The sequence below is a fragment of the Streptomyces rimosus genome, from assembly GCF_008704655.1.
GTDB lineage: Bacteria > Actinomycetota > Actinomycetes > Streptomycetales > Streptomycetaceae > Streptomyces > Streptomyces rimosus.
This window is the reverse complement of the sequence record NZ_CP023688.1, coordinates 1220294-1239851: the sequence shown is the minus strand read 5'-3', so window position 1 is coordinate 1239851 and position 19558 is coordinate 1220294. Positions and strand designations below refer to the sequence as shown.

The 19558-nt window shown below is 72.2% G+C and carries 16 protein-coding genes; 6 read left to right on the top strand and 10 right to left on the bottom strand.

From position 1 onward, the window contains the following. Positions 1 to 2 precede the first annotated feature (2 nt). From CP984_RS05015 to CP984_RS05005, 3 genes are read right to left on the bottom strand one after another with little or no spacing between them, the layout of a single operon-like run. The gene (locus CP984_RS05015) at positions 3 to 1133 is read right to left on the bottom strand and encodes a cupin domain-containing protein (RefSeq protein ID WP_003982076.1); all 1131 of its coding nucleotides are present in this window, start codon (positions 1131 to 1133) and stop codon (positions 3 to 5) included. A gap of 1 nt (position 1134) precedes the next feature. Next, entirely contained in the window at positions 1135 to 2943 is a 1809-nt protein-coding gene (locus tag CP984_RS05010; RefSeq protein ID WP_003982075.1) for a GMC oxidoreductase, read from the bottom strand. Positions 2944 to 2955: 12 nt separating this feature from the next. Then, positions 2956 to 4026 carry a gluconate 2-dehydrogenase subunit 3 family protein gene (locus CP984_RS05005; protein WP_003982074.1) on the bottom strand — a complete coding sequence of 357 codons (1071 nt, stop codon included), beginning with the start codon at positions 4024 to 4026 and terminating at the stop codon, positions 2956 to 2958. 151 nt (positions 4027 to 4177) lie between these two features. On the opposite strand from CP984_RS05005, the gene CP984_RS05000 reads away from it, so the two are divergent. From CP984_RS05000 to CP984_RS04990, 3 genes are all read left to right on the top strand, one after another. Further along, the gene (locus CP984_RS05000; protein WP_063726402.1) at positions 4178 to 5221 is read left to right on the top strand and encodes an alcohol dehydrogenase catalytic domain-containing protein; all 1044 of its coding nucleotides are present in this window, start codon (positions 4178 to 4180) and stop codon (positions 5219 to 5221) included. 128 nt (positions 5222 to 5349) lie between these two features. Beyond that, on the top strand, positions 5350 to 6747 hold the full coding sequence (locus CP984_RS04995) for an NAD(P)/FAD-dependent oxidoreductase (protein ID WP_003982072.1): 1398 nt from the start codon (positions 5350 to 5352) through the stop codon (positions 6745 to 6747). Further along, positions 6747 to 8618, top strand: coding sequence for a transketolase (locus tag CP984_RS04990; RefSeq protein WP_003982071.1), 1872 nt, complete (start codon positions 6747 to 6749; stop codon positions 8616 to 8618). The genes CP984_RS04995 and CP984_RS04990 overlap by 1 nt, the downstream gene beginning before the upstream one ends. Positions 8619 to 8679: 61 nt before the next feature. On the opposite strand, the gene CP984_RS04985 is transcribed toward CP984_RS04990, so the two are convergent. After that, on the bottom strand, positions 8680 to 9327 hold the full coding sequence (locus tag CP984_RS04985; protein WP_003982070.1) for a hypothetical protein: 648 nt from the start codon (positions 9325 to 9327) through the stop codon (positions 8680 to 8682). A gap of 233 nt (positions 9328 to 9560) precedes the next feature. On the opposite strand from CP984_RS04985, the gene CP984_RS04980 reads away from it, so the two are divergent. Next, positions 9561 to 10595 carry a phosphatidylinositol-specific phospholipase C domain-containing protein gene (locus tag CP984_RS04980; RefSeq protein ID WP_003982069.1) on the top strand — a complete coding sequence of 345 codons (1035 nt, stop codon included), beginning with the start codon at positions 9561 to 9563 and terminating at the stop codon, positions 10593 to 10595. Between the two features lie 9 nt (positions 10596 to 10604). On the opposite strand, the gene CP984_RS04975 is transcribed toward CP984_RS04980, so the two are convergent. The 6 genes from CP984_RS04975 to CP984_RS41160 form a co-directional block, all read right to left on the bottom strand. Beyond that, complete coding sequence (locus CP984_RS04975) at positions 10605 to 11633, bottom strand: trypsin-like serine peptidase (protein WP_003982068.1); 1029 nt, start codon at positions 11631 to 11633, stop codon at positions 10605 to 10607. Between the two features lie 224 nt (positions 11634 to 11857). Continuing rightward, positions 11858 to 13003 (bottom strand): alpha/beta hydrolase, encoded by a 1146-nt coding sequence (locus CP984_RS04970; RefSeq protein ID WP_003982067.1) that lies wholly within the window; start codon positions 13001 to 13003, stop codon positions 11858 to 11860. A 2-nt stretch (positions 13004 to 13005) separates the two neighbouring features. Continuing rightward, on the bottom strand, positions 13006 to 13926 hold the full coding sequence (locus CP984_RS04965; RefSeq protein ID WP_003982066.1) for a phosphatidylinositol-specific phospholipase C: 921 nt from the start codon (positions 13924 to 13926) through the stop codon (positions 13006 to 13008). A 144-nt stretch (positions 13927 to 14070) separates the two neighbouring features. Next, on the bottom strand, positions 14071 to 15147 hold the full coding sequence (locus CP984_RS04960; RefSeq protein ID WP_003982065.1) for a phosphotransferase family protein: 1077 nt from the start codon (positions 15145 to 15147) through the stop codon (positions 14071 to 14073). An 81-nt stretch (positions 15148 to 15228) separates the two neighbouring features. Then, complete coding sequence (locus tag CP984_RS04955) at positions 15229 to 15987, bottom strand: bestrophin-like domain (RefSeq protein ID WP_003982064.1); 759 nt, start codon at positions 15985 to 15987, stop codon at positions 15229 to 15231. A gap of 12 nt (positions 15988 to 15999) precedes the next feature. Continuing rightward, on the bottom strand, positions 16000 to 16164 hold the full coding sequence (locus CP984_RS41160) for a hypothetical protein (protein WP_156100325.1): 165 nt from the start codon (positions 16162 to 16164) through the stop codon (positions 16000 to 16002). Positions 16165 to 16791: 627 nt separating this feature from the next. On the opposite strand from CP984_RS41160, the gene CP984_RS04945 reads away from it, so the two are divergent. Together CP984_RS04945 and CP984_RS04940 are read left to right on the top strand one after the other, a co-directional pair. Then, positions 16792 to 18099 carry a cytochrome P450 gene (locus tag CP984_RS04945; protein ID WP_078575404.1) on the top strand — a complete coding sequence of 436 codons (1308 nt, stop codon included), beginning with the start codon at positions 16792 to 16794 and terminating at the stop codon, positions 18097 to 18099. A gap of 125 nt (positions 18100 to 18224) precedes the next feature. Continuing rightward, positions 18225 to 19529, top strand: coding sequence for a hypothetical protein (locus CP984_RS04940; protein ID WP_129820900.1), 1305 nt, complete (start codon positions 18225 to 18227; stop codon positions 19527 to 19529). Positions 19530 to 19558: the final 29 nt, after the last annotated feature.

Sequence of the window (19558 nt, the reverse complement as noted above, 5' to 3'; positions counted from 1 at the left end):
CCTCAGGTGGTGTGGTAGAGGAACGCGACGAACTTCAGCGGCTCGGTACCGGGGTTGCGGATGCCGTGCACGCCGCCGCTCTTGGTGTACAGGACGCTGCCCGGTTTGACCGGCAGCTCCCGGCACTTGACCGGCCCGACGCCGAAGACCGGCCGCTCGACCAGCGGGTAGGCGGCGGTCGTCGGGTCGTCGCCGTCGCTCATGTACGCGGTGCCGGTGCCGGAGACGACGTAGTACAGCTCCTCCGAGCCGATGTGCCGGTGGGTGCCCTCCACCGCGCCGGGCGGCACCGTCACCTCGTGGAAGAACACCAGGTCGCTGCCCAGTTCGCGCTGGAACAGCCAGCGCATCTGCACGATGTTGCCGTCCCGGCGGTCCGGGTTGCCCTCGTCGGTCATGGCGTTGCGGTAGTTGACCGGGGCCAGCTGCCCGGCGTCGGGGATGAAGAAGCCGCGCTGGAAGTCGAGGAGGTAGTTGCTGTCGGCGACGGTGTTGCGGGGGTCGCTGGGCTCCTGCGTACGCGGTTCCTGGTGGGAGCGGAGGTAGGCGTTGTCCCACTGCGGGTTGCCCAGCCGCTGGCCCGTCGGGTACAGCACGCCGTCCTCGCGGAACGCCATCGCCACCTCGGAGACCGAGCCGAGCAGCGGGGACAGTTGCGGTACGCGGGTGATGGGCGCGTTACGGCCCATCAGGGGCAGCACCCGGTGGTCGTGCGCGGTGCCGTCCGGCGGCTCCAGCGTTTCCCAGATCTCCGCCGCGTAGGCGCCGATCACCGGGTCCCAGTGCAGGGTGACGATGGCCTCGGCGGAGTCCGCGGGGTCCTCGCCGGTGACCTTCAGCCACGCCTTCGTACGGGGCCCCAGACGCCGGTTGAATTCCCTGGCCTGCTCCACGAGGCGGATGCCGGAGTACTCGATGCGCAGCATCGGGCACAGCTTGGTGCCGCCGAGGAAGACATCGCCCTTGATGGCGGTGCCGTCGGCGGAGCCGCGTACCTCGGCGACGTAGTAGCGGTAGCGGGAGGAGCGGGTGGCGTTGAGGTAGCGGGCGTGGTAGATGCGGTCGGGGTAGAAGACGACGCGGAAGATCTCGTTCTCGGGGTGGGTGAAGACGTCGTCGAAGCGGCTGTCCATGTCACGTCCTCCCGACCCTGTCGAGCAGCACGTCACCGACGCGGAAGGAGTTCGCCTCGATGGTCAGCGTCGGGTTGGCGCTGCCCGAGGTCGGCATGAACGCCCCGTCGGTGACGTAGAGGTTGTCGAAGTTCCAGACCCGGCAGTCGGGATCGAGGACGGAGTCCGCGGCGTTCGTGCCGAACCGGGCACCGCCCAGTACGTGGTTGGCGATCCGTACGACCGACCCGCCCACCGAACCCGAGCTGACGTCGCGCACGTCACCGCCGCGCACCAGGATCTGCCGGCACTGCTCGGCGAGGGTGTCCATCAGCGCCCGGTCGTGCGGATGCCAGGACTTGATGATGTACGCGACCGGGCGGCCCCACTTGTCGGTCACGCTCGGGTGCAGCTCGATGCGGTTCTCCCGCTGCGGCACCTGGTTGGCCATGAACGCCACGGACAGGCGCCGCCCGAAGCTGTCCTCCAGGTAGTCCTCGAAGCCGTCGCCGACGATGCCGGTGTCGTAGAGGTAGCCCTTCCACATGCTGTCCATGTCCATCGCGTGCCAGGTGCGGGCGAGGGAGAGGGGCAGGGCGCCGTCGGAGGTGTTGTTGTAGATCACGCCGCCCGCCCACAGGCCCTGGGCGCGGAACCACTCGGGGCGCGCGCAGTGGTCGGTGGCCCAGTCCGAGTCCAGCGTCCTGGACTTGTCGGCGCGCTCCGGGACGATGCACTGGGCGCCGCCGAAGCAGTGGGTCAGGAAGTAGCGGCCCAGCAGGCCGTTGGCGTTGACGCGCTTGTCGAAGGCCGGGTCGAGCAGGCCGGAGAGCTGGAGCAGCCGTACGGACTCGATCGCCGAGCAGGCCACGACGACGGTCCCGGCGGTGATCGTACGGGGCCAGCCGCCCGGGTCGCGGTAGTGCACCTTGGTCACGCGCGGCCCGTCCGCCTCCAGGTGGGTGACGGTGCAGTTGGCCCGCAGGTCCAGGCCGCCGCTGCCGTTCACCTCGCGCAGCGGCGCCAGCAGCGACACCCAGACGTTGGATTTCAGGCCCAGCGGGTCGCCGTAGCGGTTGACGAACGCCGTCTTGATGCTGTCCGCGTCGGCGGGCACCGTACGGCCGCTGGGCGGGTGGTCGCGGGTGATGACGGCGAGCGGGGTGCGGTAGCGGCGCATGCCGAGCGCGTCCATCCCGGCGGCGGCGTACGCGCTGATCGGATTGGGGTCGAGCGGCGGCTGATAGCGGTCCTGGGACGGGACCTTGGCCTGGCCCCCCCACGTCCCGTTGATGCCGACCAGCTCCTCGGCCCTGGTGTAGTACGGCTCCAGCGCGGCGTAGTCCAGCGGCCAGTCGCGGGCCTCCCGGCGCACCTCGCCGCCCGGGTCGTCGCGCAGGTCGCCCCGCGACGCGTTCAGGGTGGCCAGCCGCAGGTCCTCGGGGGTGAAGCGGGGCGACACCCCGCCGTACAACTGCGTTCCACCGCCGACCAATTGGGCCGTGTAACCCTCGATGGTGACCCGGTCCCGGCCGTCGCTGTCGCGGTAGACGTGCGGCTCGTCGTTCAGGTCCGGCTCCACATGGCTGGAGTAGAACGACTCGCCGGTGTTGGCCACGCCCTGGACGGTGATGCGCTTCTCCGAACCGGTGGCGAAGCACTCGTCCCGCTTGAAGTCCGACAGGCCGCCGGGGCTCTGCGCCTGGGTGCGCAGCAGCGGCCCCTTCTCCAGGACGACGACCCGGTGGCCCGCCCGTACCAGTGTGTGGGTGAGCGGTGCGCCGCCCGCGCCACTGCCGATGACGACGACCGTGGCACTCTCCCCGTCCATGACGTCCCCCGCTCAGCCGCGGTAGTCGGTGTTGTGGCCCAGCGGGGACTCCAGCGCCCGCCGCCAGTCGAAGAGCGTGGCGTCCCGCGCGTCCCGGAACCGGCTCTCCAGATACATCCAGCCCGCCGCGCCGGAATTCCCGCCGTGTTTCGGGTGGACGAACGCGCCGGTCATCGCGTGCCGACGCAGAAGCAGCAGGAAGTACCGGGGACTTCCGTAGCGGGAGTAGTCCCAGCCGTCCACCTTCTCGGTTTCCATCTGCCGGTAGAGATCCGCGAACATTTCCGGAGGCGCGGTCGCCGGGTCGAGTCCGCCGAAGCGGGACCGCAGGATTTCACCGATGATTTTGAGGCAGGTGTGGTAATCGTCGGCGTTGTGCTGTTCCTGGCGGGCGATCAGTTTGTCGATGTAGTTGACCGTACCCACCTCGTCGTCCAGCTGATAGGCCAGCGGGAATTCCTCGTCCCGGCCCGCCCGATCCAGCGACTCGTACACCCCGCGGATGAACCGCCGGTTCTCGTCGAGCCGGAAGGGCAGCAGATGGCGCACCAGCCGGCCCAGCAGATCGCGCTCGGCACGGCTGAACGACAGCGGCACGGTGCAGGCGTCGGTGAAGAAGCGCGACCACGGCTCGCCGTTGTCCAGGACGGCGCGCTGCGGGTTGACCGGGTCGAGCACATACGCCCCGTCCACCGCGAACTTGTACGTGTGCACCTGCCCCTTGGGCACCCGCACGGTGACGGCCCAGAAGCCGGTCGGCTCGCCCGCGAAGGCCAGCGGACGCAAGGGGACCGGCGAGTGCAGCGGCCCGAACGTGCCCAGCACGGCCACCGAGGAAGGCGTGGTGCGGCGGCCGTCGTGGACGAAGGTGACGTCGTTGTACGGATACGAGGAGGCCGCCGACACCCCGTCCCAGTGCGCGTCCACGACCGGGAAGCGCCACGCCTCGCAGATCGCCGCCCGGTCGTCGCCGGGCGGGTACTGCCCGAAATCATGGCGCGCGTCCCGGCTCTCCCTGGCGAGGTATTTGGTGCAGTGATTCAGTACGTACTGATCGTCCTTCTCGATGACCTCGGTCTTCACCGCGCACCCCCGGGAACGTCGTGCGGCGCCAGTGCCATTGAACGTATTGCGCGCGCCGGGGGTTGTCCACGCCGAGGGCGGACGCCGTATCGTGCCCCTTATGCGTGCCGCTTGGTACGAGAAAAGGGGACCGGCGCGAAAGGTGTTCCGGGTGGGGGAACTGCCCACTCCCGAGCCGGGCCCCGGTGAGTTGCGCATCCGGCTGGCGTTCTCCGGGATCAATCCGGGGGACGTGAAGAAACGGCAGATCTGGCTGGGCGCCGCCACGCCCGGATTCCCCCTGATCGTGCCGCACAGCGACGGCGCGGGGGTGGTGGACGCCGTCGGTGACGGGGTGTCCGCCGCCTGGGTGGGCCGCCGCGCCTGGTGCTCGTACGCACAGAGCTACCGGCCGCAGGGCACCGCCGCCCAGTACACGGTCGTCCCGGAGGGCTGCGTCGGCGCCTTGCCCGACAGCGTGTCCGCCGAGCAGGGCGCCTGCCTGGGCATCCCCGGCATCACCGCACACCGCGCGCTGTTCGCGGACGGCCCGGTGACCGGACGGACGGTGGTGGTGGCGGGCGCGCTCGGCAGCGTCGGCCGCGCGGCGGCCGTCCTGGCACGCCGGGCCGGTGCCCTGGTGATCGGCACGGTCATGCGCCCGGACCAGCTCGGCGAGTTGCGGGAGCTGGGGGTGGACCGGGCGGTGTGCCGGGGGGTTCCGGAAGCGGCGGGTACGGAAGCGGACGCGACCGGCCCCTGCCGGAACGGAGCGGACGCCGATGAGGACTGGGAGGACACCGGCCCGTACTGGGAGCCGGACGGCGCGGACGTCCTCGACGCCGTACTGGCCCTGACCGGCGGCCGCGGCGCCGACCGCATCGTCGAGGTCGCCTTCGACGCCGACGCCGACCTCGACGCGCGGCTGCTCGCCCCCGGTGGCACCATCGCCGCCTACGCGACCGGCGCCGCCGCCCCCGCACTGCCCTTCTGGCCGCTGGCCTTCAAGAACGCGACCGTACGGCTGCTCGGCTACGACGACTTCCCCCGCGAGGCGGTGCGGCTGGCCGTACCGGACATCACGGCGGCGGCCGCCGCGTCCGCGCTGCGCTACCCCATAGCGGCCGTCCACCCGCTCGACGCCATCGCCGACGCCCACGAAGCCGTCGAGCACCCGAGGACACCGGGCCGCGTGCTGCTCGCACTGCCCGGCTGAGCGGCCCCGTACCCGCCGTCCGGGCGGTGACCGGTACCGCGCGGCTGGGCCGGACGGCGTACATACCCGCGCGGAATGCGGGCACCCGGGCCGATCAGGGCAGGACCCCGAGGTGAGAGGAGACGCAGATGGTGGCGGAGAGCCGTACCGGGCGGCGGCCGCGCGTGGTGATCGTGGGGGCCGGGTTCGCCGGATACGAGTGCGCCCGCACGCTCGCCAAAAAGGCCCGCGGCGCCGCTGAGATCGTGCTGGTCAACCCCAACGACTACTTTCTCTACCTGCCGCTGCTGCCCGAGGTCTCGGCCGGGATCCTGGAGCCGCGGCGGGTGTCGGTGTCGCTGACCGGCACGCTGCCCGGCGTCCGGCTGGTCCTCGGCCAGGTCGGCGGCGTGGACCTCAAGGGCCGCCGCGTCGAGTACACCGACCCGGAGGGCCGTACCGGCTCGCTCGGCTACGACCGCCTTGTCCTGACCGTCGGCAGCGTCAACAAGCTGCTGCCCATCCCGGGCGTCGCCGAGCACGCGCACGGCTTCCGCGGCATGCCGGAGGCGCTGTACCTGCGCGACCACATGACCCGGCAGATCGAGCTGGCGGGCGCCGCCGAGGACCCCGCCGAACGGGCCGTCCGCACCACCTTCGTCGTGGTCGGCGCGGGCTACACCGGCACCGAGGTCGCCGCGCACGGCGTGACCTTCACCCGGTCGCTGGCGCGCCACAACGCCGGACTGCGCGGCGAGCCGCAGCCCCGCTGGATCCTGCTGGACCTCGCCGACCGGGTGCTCCCGGAGCTGGACGAACGGCTGTCGCGCACCGCGCACCGGGTGCTCACCAAGCGGGGCGTCGAGATCCGTACCAAGACCTCCGTCAAGGAAGCCACCTCCGACGGGGTGCTGCTGGACGACGGTACGTCGGTCGACACCCGCTCGCTGATCTGGTGCGTCGGCGTACGGCCCGACCCGCTGGTGGAGTCGCTGGGCCTGCCCACCGAACGCGGCCGGCTGTGCGTGGACGAGTTCCTCACCGTGCCCGGCCACCCCGAGGTGCTCGCCTGCGGCGACGCCGCCGCCGTACCGGACCTGACCCGGCCGGGCCAGATGACGCCGATGACCGCCCAGCACGCACAGCGCCAGGGCAAGGTCGCGGCCCACAACGTCGCCGCCTCCTACGGGCAGGGCGAGCCCCGCGCCTACAAGCACCACGACCTGGGCTTCATGGTCGACCTCGGCGGGGTGCAGGCCGCCGCCAACCCGCTGCACATCCCGCTGTCCGGGCCGGTCGCCAACGCGGTGACCCGCGGCTACCACCTGATGGCGATGCCCGGCAACCGCGTCCGGGTCGCCGCCGACTGGCTGCTGGACGCGGCGCTGCCGCGCCAGGGCGTCCAGCTCGGCCTGGTGCGCTCCTGGTCCGTGCCGCTGGACACGGCGGCGCCCGAACTGGCCCGGATACCGGCGGACGGACGCGCGGGGGAGCGCACGACGGCGCACGACACGCCCGAAGAACCCCGAAAAGCGGAAGGAAGCTGATGACCAAGCAGAACGACCCGGGTGCGGAGACCGCCCGGTACGACCGGCTGCGCGAGCTAGGGCAACAGCTGCGCGTCGACTCCGTGCGCGCCGCCGACGCGGCCGGCTCCGGCCACCCGACCTCCTCGATGTCCGCTGCCGACCTGGCCGCGGTGCTGCTGAGCGAGTATCTGCGCTACGACTTCGCCGACCCCGAGAACCCCGGCAACGACCACCTCATCTTCTCCAAGGGGCACGCCTCGCCCCTGGTGTACTCGATGGGCAAGGCGGCCGGGGCGCTCACCGACGAGCAGCTGCTGACCTTCCGCAAGAACGGCAGCCTGCTGGAGGGGCACCCCACCCCGCGCATCCCGTGGGTGGACGTGGCCACCGGCTCGCTCGGCCAGGGGCTGCCCATCGGCGTCGGCCTCGCGCTGGCCGGCCGCGACCTGGACCGCGTCCCGTACCGCGTATGGGTGCTGTGCGGCGACAGCGAGATGGCCGAGGGCTCGATGTGGGAGGCGTTCGAGCACGCCGGGTACGAGAAGCTGGCCAACCTCACCGCGATCATCGACGTGAACCGGCTCGGCCAGCGCGGACCCACCCGGCACGGCTGGGACCTGGACGCCTACGCCCGCCGTATCCGGGCCTTCGACTGGCACACGATCGAGGTGGACGGCCACGACGTGGAGGCGGTGGACCGCGCGTACGCCGAGGCGGTCGCCACCACCGACAAGCCCACCGCGATCATCGCCAAGACCCGCAAGGGCCAGGGCGTACGCGAGGTGGCCGACCAGGAGGGCAAGCACGGCAAGCCGCTGAAGGACGCGGCCGAGGCGATCCAGGAGCTGGGCGGCGTCCGCGATCTGCACGTGGACGTACACCCGCCGCGGGACGCCGCGTCGCGGCTGCGGTCCGGCGGCGGTGAGCCCGAGCTGCCGGACTACAAGGTCGGCGACGCGGTCGCCACCCGCAACGCCTTCGGCGAGGCGCTCGCCGCGCTCGGCGCCGTCCGCGGCGACGTGGTCGCGCTGGACGGCGAGGTCGGCGACTCCACCCGCGCCGCCTTCTTCGCCGACGCGCACGGCGACCGGTACTTCGAGTGCTACATCGCCGAGCAGCAGATGGTGGCCGCCGCGGTCGGCATGCAGGTACGCGGCTGGGTGCCGTACGCCACCACCTTCGCCGCCTTCCTCAGCCGCGCCTACGACTTCGTGCGGATGGCCGCCGTCAGCCGGGCCGACCTCAACCTCGTCGGGTCGCACGCGGGCGTCGCCATCGGCGAGGACGGGCCGTCGCAGATGGGCCTGGAGGACCTGGCCGCGTTCCGCGCGGTGCACGGCAGCACCGTGCTGTACCCGTGCGACGCCAACCAGGCGGCCCGGCTGACCGCCGCCATGGCCGGCGAGCGCGGCATCCGCTATCTGCGCACGTCCCGGGGCGAGAGCCCGGTCATCTACGGGCCGGGGGAGGACTTCCCGATCGGCGGCAGCAAGACGCTGCGCGCGACACCCGAGGACCGGGTCACGATCGTGGCCGCGGGCATCACCGTCCACGAGGCGCTGGCCGCCGCCGACACCCTGGCCGGCGAGGGCGTGCCCGCCCGCGTCATCGACCTGTACTCCCTCAAGCCGGTGGACCTGCCCACGCTGCGGGAGGCGGCCGAGGTCACCGGGCGGATCATCACCGTCGAGGACCACCACCCCGAGGGCGGCCTCGGCGACGCGGTGCTGGACGCCTTCACCGACGGCCGGCCGGTGCCGCGCCTGGCCCGGCTCGCGGTGCGCACCATGCCCGGCTCCGCGTCGCCGGAGGAGCAGCTGCGGGCGGCCGGGATCGACGCGCAGGCGATCGCGGCGACGGCGCGCGGACTGCTCACCGAGACGCCGTAGCCGACGTGGGTACGTGCCGGGTGGCCCCGGTCCCGCAGCGGGACCGGGGCCACCCGGCCGTTCACCCGGCCTTACGGATCTCCTCCGCGCCCTTCTTGTCGAGCGCCGCGCGCACCAGGGCCGCCGCCAGCACGGCGGCGTCCGTCTTCCCGGCGGCCTTGAGCAGCGCGTCGGGGGAGGACGGCAGGCCGACGCGTTCGGCGCCCTGCATGGCCTTGGCGTCCAGGTACGGCGCGAGGTCCGTCCAGACGGCCTGGGCCTCCCGCAGGAAGATGTCCGTACCGGCGGGCCCGAGGCCGGGGACCTCGCGCAGCAGCGAGCGCAGCCGGCCGGTGTCGCCGTCCGCCGCGTCCCGCATCCGGCGCAGGTCGCCGCCGTACTTGTCGAGCAACAGCTCGGCGCCGTCGCCCAGTTGGGTCGCGGTGCGTTCGTCGTAGCGGCGGTATCCGCCCTCGCCGAGGGCGTCCACCCGCTGCTGCCAGGTGGCGTCCTTCATGCGCCGTGCGGTCCGCATCCCGGCCTTGGACAGCGCATGGCTCGCGGCCACCGCGATGCCGGCCTGGATGCGGGCGCTGAGCAGGCACGAGAGCACCAGCAGCTGGTACAGCGGCTGCGGTGTGTCCTTGAGCCGGATGCCGGCCTCGTCGGCGTAGGTCCGGCCGTAGGTGTCCAGAAGGGCCTTGACCCGGGCGCGGTCGCTGCTGCTCATGGCCGGCCCCCGGGCGTCGTGTCGTCGAACGGTGTATCCACGGTGTCCACGATGCCGTACATGTCCTCCACATCCTGGTTTGCTGGCTCGGCACGGCGATTCCCGGCCCGCGTACCCACCCGGTGGACGGACCATCCGTCAACTCCCGTACGCTGCTGCCTCGACCGGAGGGGCTGGTGATTTCGGAGCCACCAGGGGCAGCCGGGGGGCCAGTGGAACGAAAGCGGGGGCACATGAGCAGAACACGGTGCGCGGGAACGGCCGCGGTCGCGGCGGCGGTGGTCGTGGCGCTGGCGGGCCCGGCCGGCGCGGCACAGCCCGCCGGATCGTACGGCGCGACCACGTCCGTCGGCGTCCACAACGCCTACGAGAAGGACAAGTACCCGTACTTGGCGGACGCGTTGGACTCCGGCGCGAGCCTGATCGAACTGGACGTGTGGACCAACGCGCTGGGCAAGTCCTGGCGGGTCTCGCACAGCAACCCGTTCGGCAACAACAGCAACTGCGTGAACGCCGCCACCGCGGGCGAGCTGCGCACGAAGAAGCGCGACCAGGACCTCGGCGGCTGCCTCGCCGACATGAAGGCGTGGCACGACGCCAACCCCGGCCACCGGCCGGTCACGGTCAAGGTCGAGATGAAGGACGGCTTCAACGACAAGGGCGGCCGGGGCCCGGCGGCCTTCGACGCACTGGTCCGCTCCCGGCTCGGCGACGCGGTGTACGGGCCCGGCGACCTGGCCGCAGGCCACCGCGACCTCGACGAGGCCGTACAGGCGAACGGCTGGCCCACCCGCTCCGCACTGAACGGCAAGTTCCTCTTCGAGCTGATACCCGGCACGGTCGAGGAGGGCAACCCGCTCGACAAGCTGTGGACCGACCGCGAGTACGCCACCCACCTGAAGAACCTCGCCGCCCAGGGCAAGCTGAACCAGGCCACCGCCTTCCCCGCGGTACACGGCGCGGCGGCGGGCGACCCGCGCACCCGCTACACCGAAACCGCGCTGCGCCCCTGGTTCGTGGTCTTCGACGGCGACGCCGCCACGTACCTGAAGAACGGCATCGACACCGCCTGGTACGACCAGCGGCACTACCTGCTGATCATGACCGACGCGCACAAGGTGGCCCCGGTCATCGACGGCACCAGGCCCACCGAGACCGAGGCGCTGGCCCGCGTCAACCAGCTGGCCGCGGCCCACGGCAGCATCGTGACCGCCGACTGGTACCCGCTGCCGAAGGTCCTCAGGACCGTGGTGCCGCGCGGCAAGTAGGCGTACGCCTCAGGCGCCGTCCGTCGTGGCGCGCCGGTACAGGGCGGCGATGTCCGGGCCGAACCAGCTGCTGTACGAGGTCTCGTCGTCGCCGCCCTCGTCCAGGCCGCCGATGACACCGGTCACCGTGCCGAGGCCGGTGCCCGGGTCGACGGCGGTGAGCATCGGGCCGCCGCTGGTGCCATTGGGGAAACCGGCACAGTCGAAGCGCAGCTGGCCGGGTACGGCGGTGGTGGTGTTCCGGCAGCTCACCGGCGTCTCACGGTCGTCGGGATAGCCGACGGTCCGCGTCGGCAGGCCGCCGGGCGGCGAGAAGCGGATCCGCTCGGCGCCGGTCAGATCCTCGACGCGCTGGCCGGCGGGGCCGGAGCCGCGCGGGCGGCGCACCCGCAGGAACGCCACATCGTGGTCCTCGTCGCGCCGGTCGGCCCAGCGCGGATCGACGACGATACGGGACGGCACCCACACCCCGTACGGCACGACCCCGTCGTGATAGCCCGGCGCGAAGACCAGGTTCGTACGGAAGCCGCCGTCATAGACGCAGTGCGCCGCCGTGACGACCAGGTCGCGCGTCGCGGAATGCACCACGCTCGCGGTGCAGTGGTGGTCGGCGTCACCGTCGTTGCCGGGGGAGAAGAGCGGGCCGATCGGGGCGGACGCCGCCGTCGGCGCGGCCTGGAGGGGCTGCGAGACGGGCGGCTCGGCCGGCTTCCCGCGTACGGCCGTCTCCTGGCCCGCTGTCATACGGGTGATGGCGCGCGGCGGTGCCGGGCGCTCGGTGTACGGGCCGGACAGCAGCGCGTCGGCCGCCGCGTCCCCGTCGGCGGCCTCCTCGGCGTACGAGCCCGTGAGGGGATCGCCGGACGCCAGATACCCGCCGTGCGCGAAGGCTCGTACGGCCAGGACCGTGCCGGCGCAGGTCAGGCCGAGCGCGGCGCAGAGGCCGAGGGCGACGCGGCGGCGGGTACGCGGTGTGGCCGGGGCCGGGGAGCCGGGGTGAATGGTCTGTCTCCTGACGGGGATGCGGCAACAGATCATACGGGCCTAGGGGGCGCTTCGGTCGCGGCTGCCGGTGTGCTCGTGGTCACCGAAGTGTTGCCCCCGGCCCACCACGAACTCTCCGCTGAATTCTTGCCCCGGGTACGCCGCTGCCGTTCTCTTTATTCGAGGAGAAAGCCTGGAACGAAAAGGTGGACTGCTGATATCCCGCTGGGCGAATGCGTACGGGGCGGCCCCGCGAGTCGGACCCGCCCCCGTACGGTTCAGGCGCCCAGCGCGCCCATCAGCATCGGCCATGAGGCCACCAGCTCGCGCTCCCAATAGGGCCAGCTGTGCCCGCCCTTCGAGGCGCACACGGTCGCCGGGATACCCAGCTGCGCCAGCTTGGCGCGCAGCTGCTGGTTCATGCCGTACACGGCACGTTCGATGGGGTCCTGCGTGCCGTGTACGGGCGGGTCGGTGCAGCGGGCGGGCGACGGGGCGGGCGGGGTGTCGCCGCTGCCCCAGGACCAGCCGGGCCCGCCGTCGGTCGTCCCGTCGCCGTACGACAGATACAGCGGGGTCCCGCGCAGCGACGCCGCCTGCTCCAGCGGGCTGTTGCGCTTCCACAGCCACTGCTGCCGCAGGTCGGCCGGGTCGTCGGTGTCGAACGGGTAACCCGGCTCGCCCCAGACGCGCTTCCAGTCGGCGAGGCAGGCCAGCGCACCCAGCTTCACGCCGTCCGGGCCGGACAAACCGCCGTCGGTGGACCGGTACAGAGGGTTGACCGCGCCGCTGTACGAGGCGGCCGCCCGGAACATTCCGGGGCGCGCCGCGGTGAACTTCAGCGCGCCCAGCCCGCCCATCGACAGTCCCGCGACGGCGCGTGCCGTGCCCGCGCGGTAATCGCGCTCCAGCAGCGGCCGCACCTCGTCCAGCAGGTACGTCTCCCAGGCGGGGGAGCCCCAGGCGCCGTAGTTGTACCAGTCGCTGTAACTGCTGCACCCGCTGGTCTCCGGCATGACCACGAGCACGTCGCGGTCGGCGGCCAGCTGCTCGACGTGGGTGTTGGCCGTCCAGTCCCGGTGGTTGCCGCCACCGCCGTGCAGCAGCCACAGCACCGGCCACGTACGGGAAGCACTCTTCGACCAGCCCTTCGGCAGCAGCAGCCGGACCCACTTGACCGGCGCGTCGGTCTCGGGCGACGAGATCCCGATGTCGAGCATGCGGTCGCCGATCGGCACCTCCGCGACGACGCGCGCCGGATTACGGGCGGGACTGCGGGTCGGTTCGTGGGCCGGGCCGCCCGCCGCGTGCGCGGACAGGCCCGCGGCCGGGACGCTGAGCAGCGGCAGCAACAGGGCGAGCACCAGGCCCGCCCAGCCCGCGCGGCGCGGACGGCGAACGCGGAGGAGCCGTCGCAGCTGCATGATCACCCTCCCGTGTTGTGCCGGATCAGTGTCTCCGCCAGGCCGTGTTCGTTCGGGAAGTCCATCGGGACGATCCCCAGCCCCGTCCAGCCGCGCGCCTCGCCACCGTCCAGGAAGCTTTTCACCTTCGGGTTGAGCCGGTCCGCGTTGGAGCGCGGCGGCAGCAGGGCCGCGGTGCTCACGTAGTTCACGAACAGCTTGCCGGGCTCCCTGACGGCCTTGCGGAACTGCCCCTCGATCAGCGGGTATTTGCGCAGCGGCTCGGCCATGTAGTCGTCCTGGACGTCGAAGACCTGCGGGTCGGCGTAGCGCACGCCCGGCAGCCCGTCCGAGTCGGCGAGCAGCACGACCTTGCCGCGGGCCTGCCCGAGCGAGGGCAGCGTGCCGTCCAGCCGGAACAGGGAGCGCCACCCCTTGCCGTCCAGGTAGATGTCGAAGATCCGCCGGAATTCCGCCGCGCTCTCCTCGGAATACTCCTGCTTGACCCGCATCAGCACGGTCTCCGACGGATGCGCCTGAAGGAACGCCCGGCACGCCACCAGCACGTCGCCGAACATCAGGTTCTGGTAGAACGCGCCGTGATGGATGGCGAAGACCGAGTCGATGGCCCGGCAGCGTACGTCCAGGAAGCGGATACCGCTGGTCAACTGCTCGGCAACGGTGGTGTTCTGGCAGGCCACCCAGGGGCCGCCGTGGCGCGCCCCGGAATCATGGGTGCCCGGGATGGAGAGCCGCCGCATCGGCGTGCTGTCCGGGAGGGCCGACATCCAGTCCTGTACGGGGACGGAAACGGCGGGCCTGGGGCGCGCGGCGGTACGTCCGGTGGGCAGGGCGGCTGCCGTGGCCTGCCCGCTCCCGGTCCCCGCCAGCACCCCCGCGGCCGACACCGCTGCCGCGCCCTTCAGAAACCCCCGCCGGTCCATGCGCCCACCCGGTCCTCTCCGCCGCTCTGCCGCCCTCGCGCGAACAGATGATCGCAGCATCGAAGCACAGGACGGGCGCGGTGAACAGAGCGGTGGCGAGACGCGCAGCCCCAACTCCCGTGCTGTGTACGGGCGTTACGTTGATCAGTCGTCCGGTGGCCGCTCGCGGGGCGGTGGCGTGAGACCGGGCCAGCGGCCGAGCATCCGGGCGCGCATCGCCTCGGCGAGACGGCTCAGGCCGCCCAGATCGTCGCGGTCCGCGGTGAGCCGGGCGACGACGCCGAGCCGGTACGCGAGCCGCTGCCGCGCCGTGACCGTGCCCCACTCCCAGTCCTCGTCGGGCAGCCGGGCGAGATGATCGGTGCCCCCGCGGTGGGCGCGCTGCACCAGCGCGTCGCCCCTGATCAGCCAGCCCGCGCACGCGTCGACCAGGTCGCCGGGCGGCGCGCTGCCGGTCGCCGCCTCCCACTCCCTCCGGTACGCGGCCTCCGCCTCGCGCAGCAGCGGCTCGGGCGTGGCCGTGACGCACCAGCAGGTCGGGAAGCCGACGCGCAGGTAGGCGAGTTCGGTGAGGCCGTTGCCCAGGCAGGACTGCTCGAAGTCGATGAACCGGATGCCGTCCGGCGCGTGCAGGTCGTTGCCGGGGCATGGGTCGCCGTGCAGCAGGGCCCGTCCGGGAGCCGAGCCGAGCCGGTGCAGCAAAGCGGCCAGCTCGGTATCCGTCCCGCCCGGGACCGGGGCCGCGAGGCGGTCGGCGAGGGTGAGGAAGGAGACGATGTCCGCGGGGGCCGGACCCGACCAGGCGGGCAGCGGCGGTGGCGTTCCGTCGGCCGGTACGGAAGCGGTGGCCGCGTGCAGCCGAGCCAGCGCCGCCGCGTACCCGACCACCCAGTCCGGCGCGGGCCGCCGGTGGTCCACCTGCTCCAGCACCAGGACGCGCGCGGCCGGATCCGTGCCGAGCAGACGCGGTACGACGGGCGGCGTCACCCGCGAGGCCAGCCGCAGCGCGGCGACCTCACGGGCGTACCGCTCGTCCGCGTCCGCTCCGTCGACGGCCTGCTTGACCACCGCCGGCGCGCCCCGCAGCTCGACCCGCCACACGCGGGAGCGCGGACTGCTGCTCAGCCGCACCGCGTTGCGGGCCGGGCCGAGGCGGTCCCGTAGAACGTCCGTGAACGGCAGGTCCGGCGACCTGCCCGCGTGGTGCGGCTCCGACGACATGCGCGCATGGTCGCACGGAGAGTTCTCGGACGTCGCGGCAATTACCTCCCGTACGCCTGCGCCTCTACCGCCACAGCCGCCTCACAACCGAGGGAAGAGATCCGTGAAGGGTTCCGCGGACGCCGAGATGCCGCGGCTGAACGGCGCGTCGAAGTCCCAGACCAGGAAGAGCAGGAAGGCGATCAGCGCGCTGAAGAGGGCGGCCAGCAGCAACTCGCGGCCCGACCGGCGGATCTGGAGCGTGAAGATCAGCCCGATGGTGATCGCGGCACCGGTGATCAGCCCGAACCAGACCACCGGCGGCAGCGTCGGCTCGATGCTGTCCGCCCGGGTGTTACGGGCGCTGTCGGCCGCCGCGACCTGGTCGAGCAGCGGCTGGTAGGACTGGCTCTCGTAGTCGTCGCGCGGCCGGTAGTCGGTCACGGAGGCGCGCACCTTGTCCATCAGCTCGCCGCCCCGGTCGGTGATCTGTCCCTGCTCGGCCATGACCGGCCACTCCTTGTGGACGACGTAGGAGACATAGGCGTCCACGTCCGCGCGGATGCGCTCCCGCGCGCCCTCCGGGTAGACCCGTACCCGCTCGCTGACCTCGTGCAGGGCCTGCGCCTCGGCCCGTACGGAGTCCTCGGCCGCGCCCCTGGCCTCCCAGACCCCGGCGATGGCCAGGCCGAGCACGATCGCGTACACCACCCCCACCATCATCACCATGTACTCGATGACGTCGGGCGTCTCGGACGGGTCGTCGTCCTCGCCGATCCGGCGCTGCCTGAGGACCGTGATGGTCAGCACGACCGCGCAGACCGCGGCCATCGCGATGGTCAGTACCAGCCATTCCGACATGAAGGTGGCCTCCTACGAGGAACGGCGCCCGGCGGAACCGGACGAGCTGGAGGAACGGGGGCGCAGCACGGCGGCCGCCAGCACCGCGGGCGCGGTGAGCAGCAGCATGGTCGTGACGACCGAACGGCTGTTGTGCTTCTTGTGGGCGGACGGGACGTACTTGCGGGGCAGCGCCACGGACGGCGTCGTGGACGGGGTGGGGTGCGGTGACGTGGGCCGGGTGGCCGGTGGCGGCGCGGGAGCCGCGGATTTGCTGGGCTTGGGGCGGGGTGGCGGGTGTGTTGGCCCAGGAGCGGCGGGGACGGGTGGCCGGGGCCTCGGGCGCGACGGGGTGGGGGTCGGTGTGGGCCGGGGAGTGGGTGAGGTGGTGAACGTGGGAGTGGGGGACGGGGTGGGTGTGGGTGTAGGGGTGGGCTTGGGCGGCCTGGTCGGTGAGGGCGTCGGAGTAGGGGTCGGGGTCGGGGTCGGGCACTGCCAGTGCCAATCCCAGCCCGGCCCCCAGTCCCAGTCCCAACACCAGTCCCCATCCCCACACCAGCCCCAGCCCGGCGGCCTCGGCCGGCCGGTCGGCGGGTGCACCGGCGCGTCCACCCCGGCGCTCGCGCAGGCGTCGGCGGGCCGGGCCGGGGCGGCAGACGGCCGGGCGTGGGCCACCGCGGGCGCCGACAGCACGGCGAGCACCACCAACAGCGGTATCAAAAGCGCAGGTTGGACGCTGCGGAAACGTTGCGATCCCTTCACGCCGTCATGCTGCGCAGACCGGACCGCCATCAGCCGCCGGGCGGGCCCGATTCCCCCGAACGGATGGAATACCGTACGGTCGCCTGCGTGAGAGCAGCCGACGTGTTCACACCCCGCACGTACGCCACCGCGGTCCCGTACGAACTCTTCAGGGAACTGCGGGCGACCCGGCCGGTGTGCTGGATCGAGGAACCGGCGGTCGACGGCTGGCCCGCCGGGCCCGGCTACTGGGCCGTGCTGCGGCACGCCGACGTCAAACACGTCCTGCGTACCCCCGAGATCTACTCCTCGTACCTGGGCGCGACCCAGATCCGCGACCCCGACACCGAGGAGGACCTCGCGTTCGTCCGGGCGATGATGCTCAACCAGGACCCTCCGGACCACGCGCGCATCCGGCGTGTCGTCGCCGCGGCCTTCACCCCGCGCGCGGTACGGGAACTGGCGGACGTCATCGACGCGCGGGCACGGGAGCTGGTGGCGGAGGTGGCACGGGCGGGCGAGGCGGACTTCGTGACCGTGGCCGCCGACCTGCCGGTGTGGACGCTGGCGCACGTCATGGGCGTCCCGGAGGAGGACCGGCAGCTGCTCTTCGACTGGTCGAACCGCGTCATCGGCTACCAGGACGACGCGTACGCCACCTCCAGCACTGCCGACCCCGCCCGCCTCAGCCCGATGGGACGGGCCGCCCTGCGCCACCGGCCCGCACCGGCGCTCCGCCCGGACGGACGCCCGGTCAACCCGCGCTCGCGCCGCGCACTGGCCGACATGTTCGCGTACGCCCACGCGCTGGCCGAGCACCCGCGCCCCGGCACCGTGATGGCCCACCTACGGGAAGGCGGCCTGACCCGCGCCGAGTTCGAGAACACGTTCTTCCTCTTCGCCGTGGCCGGCAACGAAACCCTGCGCAACGGCATCCCGGGCGGCCTGCTCACCCTCCTCCAGCACCCGGACCAGTTCGCCCGCCTCCGCCGGGAACCGGACCTGACCGACAGCGCGGTGGAGGAAATGCTGCGCTACTGGCCCCCGGTGATCGACTTCCGCCGCACCGCCACCCGCGACACCGAACTCGCCGGACAGCACATCCGCCGCGGCGACAAGGTCGTCGTCTACCACGCCTCCGCCAACCGCGACGAAACCGTCTTCCCCACCCCCGACCACTTCAACATCACCCGCACCCCCAACGACCACCTCAGCTTCGGCTTCGGCCCACACTTCTGCCTGGGCAGCCACCTCGCCCGCCTCCAGATGCGGGCGGTACTCCGGCATGTGCTGGAGCGGCTGCCGGGGGTGGAGCTGGCGGGGGAGCCGGTGCGGTTGGTTTCCAACTTTCAGAACGGGTTGCGGCGGTTGCCGGTGCGGGTGGGGGCGTAGAACGGCGGCCGATGCCGGAAACGGACAACTTTGGCAAATCTGATTTGACTCCTATCGGATGAAGATCGAAACTCTGCTGGCTTCTCCGTTTTCCGCTACCCCGATCGACGAAGGTGGTTCTTTTCTTGACAGGTACATACCGGCTCGGTGCTCGACGGACCCGCATCGTCATGTCCGCGGTGCTGGCCATGACGGCGCTGGGAGCGACGGCGACGGAAGCCGTCGCCGCTCCGGCCCGGTCCGCGCCGCACCGGATCGGCGCGCCTCGTGACTTCGACCGGCAATTGGTGGAAGATCTCGCCGAGTTCGGCGACGAGGAAGAAGTCCGGCTGGCCGCCAAGGCGGCCCTGGAGAGCGAGGACCCGAACGCGATCCGGGAATTCCTGGACCACGGTATGGCCGAGGCCCGCAAACGCGCCCAGGACAAGAAGAAGGACACCGACGCCGAGAACCGCAAGAAGATCGAGGCGATGCGCGGCACAGGCGGACCGCACTTCAACGCCGAGGTCGAACGCGTGCTGGGCCCCAAGGCCACGGCCAATGACCGCGCGAGCTTCCTGAGCTACGGCGCGGACCTCGCTCGGGAGCAGGACGCGAAGGAAGAAAAGGACGCCAAGGACCATGCGGCCACGCTGCGCAAGCGCGTGGAAATGCTCGCCACGGTCGGCGGCCCGGAGGTGAAGAAGGCGGCCCGGGCCGCGCTGGACGCCGGCAACGACGCGGCCATCACCGAATTCCTGGACAAGGGATACCTGGTCGCGGCGCGGAAGGACGCCGACAACCAGGCGGCCCGGGAGAAGGAGCTGAAGGAGGAGCAGGAGAAGCTCGACAAGGAGCTGGAGCTGGCCCGTAAGACCGCGGCCGCCGCCCCGGTACGGACCAAGCTGCTCGACGCCCACGCGGACGCCCTCAAGGCGCTCACCTATGTGACGGACGATCTGGCCGTCTCCGTCCACGACGCGCGTGAGGCCGGCCGGCTGATCGGGAACAACCGGAGCGAGGAGCGGCTGTACGCCTATGACCAGGCCAGGGCCGATGTGATCCGTCGGATGGAGGGCAGCGCGTTCTTTGCCAGGGCGACCCGGATCCACGCGACCCAGGTCAAGATCCATGCCGACTTCCTGACGGAGAACGGGCTGCCCCAGGACACCCGGTGGGCCGAGGTGGCCGACGGCCTCGCGGCCGTCGCCGACGCTGCGGTCAAGGCCTACGAGACCGCCCGGAGTGCCGCGAACGCCACGGCCGACGCCGCATCCCTCAAGGCGAAGAACACGCCCAAGGCATACGAGCAGCAGGTCGCGCAGTGGCGCGCCTACGTGGACCGGTACACCGAGGCGGCCGCCGCGCTGACCGCGGCGGCCCAGAAGCAGGCCAAGGTCCTGGCCGACGCGTCCGCCGGGGCCCAGGCGAAGGCCGGACAGGGGTCCTGAAGGCCCGACGCGGTCCCGGCGGGGCCGCG

Coding starts and splice junctions, on each gene's coding strand:
- CP984_RS05015 (WP_003982076.1), bottom strand. CDS start 1,133: ATGGACAGCCGCTTCGACGACGTCTTCACCCACCCCGAGAACGAGATC.
- CP984_RS05010 (WP_003982075.1), bottom strand. CDS start 2,943: ATGGACGGGGAGAGTGCCACGGTCGTCGTCATCGGCAGTGGCGCGGGC.
- CP984_RS04995 (WP_003982072.1), top strand. CDS start 5,350: ATGGTGGCGGAGAGCCGTACCGGGCGGCGGCCGCGCGTGGTGATCGTG.
- CP984_RS04990 (WP_003982071.1), top strand. CDS start 6,747: ATGACCAAGCAGAACGACCCGGGTGCGGAGACCGCCCGGTACGACCGG.
- CP984_RS04985 (WP_003982070.1), bottom strand. CDS start 9,327: ATGAGCAGCAGCGACCGCGCCCGGGTCAAGGCCCTTCTGGACACCTAC.
- CP984_RS04980 (WP_003982069.1), top strand. CDS start 9,561: ATGAGCAGAACACGGTGCGCGGGAACGGCCGCGGTCGCGGCGGCGGTG.
- CP984_RS04975 (WP_003982068.1), bottom strand. CDS start 11,633: ATGATCTGTTGCCGCATCCCCGTCAGGAGACAGACCATTCACCCCGGC.
- CP984_RS04970 (WP_003982067.1), bottom strand. CDS start 13,003: ATGCAGCTGCGACGGCTCCTCCGCGTTCGCCGTCCGCGCCGCGCGGGC.
- CP984_RS04965 (WP_003982066.1), bottom strand. CDS start 13,926: ATGGACCGGCGGGGGTTTCTGAAGGGCGCGGCAGCGGTGTCGGCCGCG.
- CP984_RS04960 (WP_003982065.1), bottom strand. CDS start 15,147: ATGTCGTCGGAGCCGCACCACGCGGGCAGGTCGCCGGACCTGCCGTTC.
- CP984_RS04955 (WP_003982064.1), bottom strand. CDS start 15,987: ATGTCGGAATGGCTGGTACTGACCATCGCGATGGCCGCGGTCTGCGCG.
- CP984_RS04945 (WP_078575404.1), top strand. CDS start 16,792: ATGGAATACCGTACGGTCGCCTGCGTGAGAGCAGCCGACGTGTTCACA.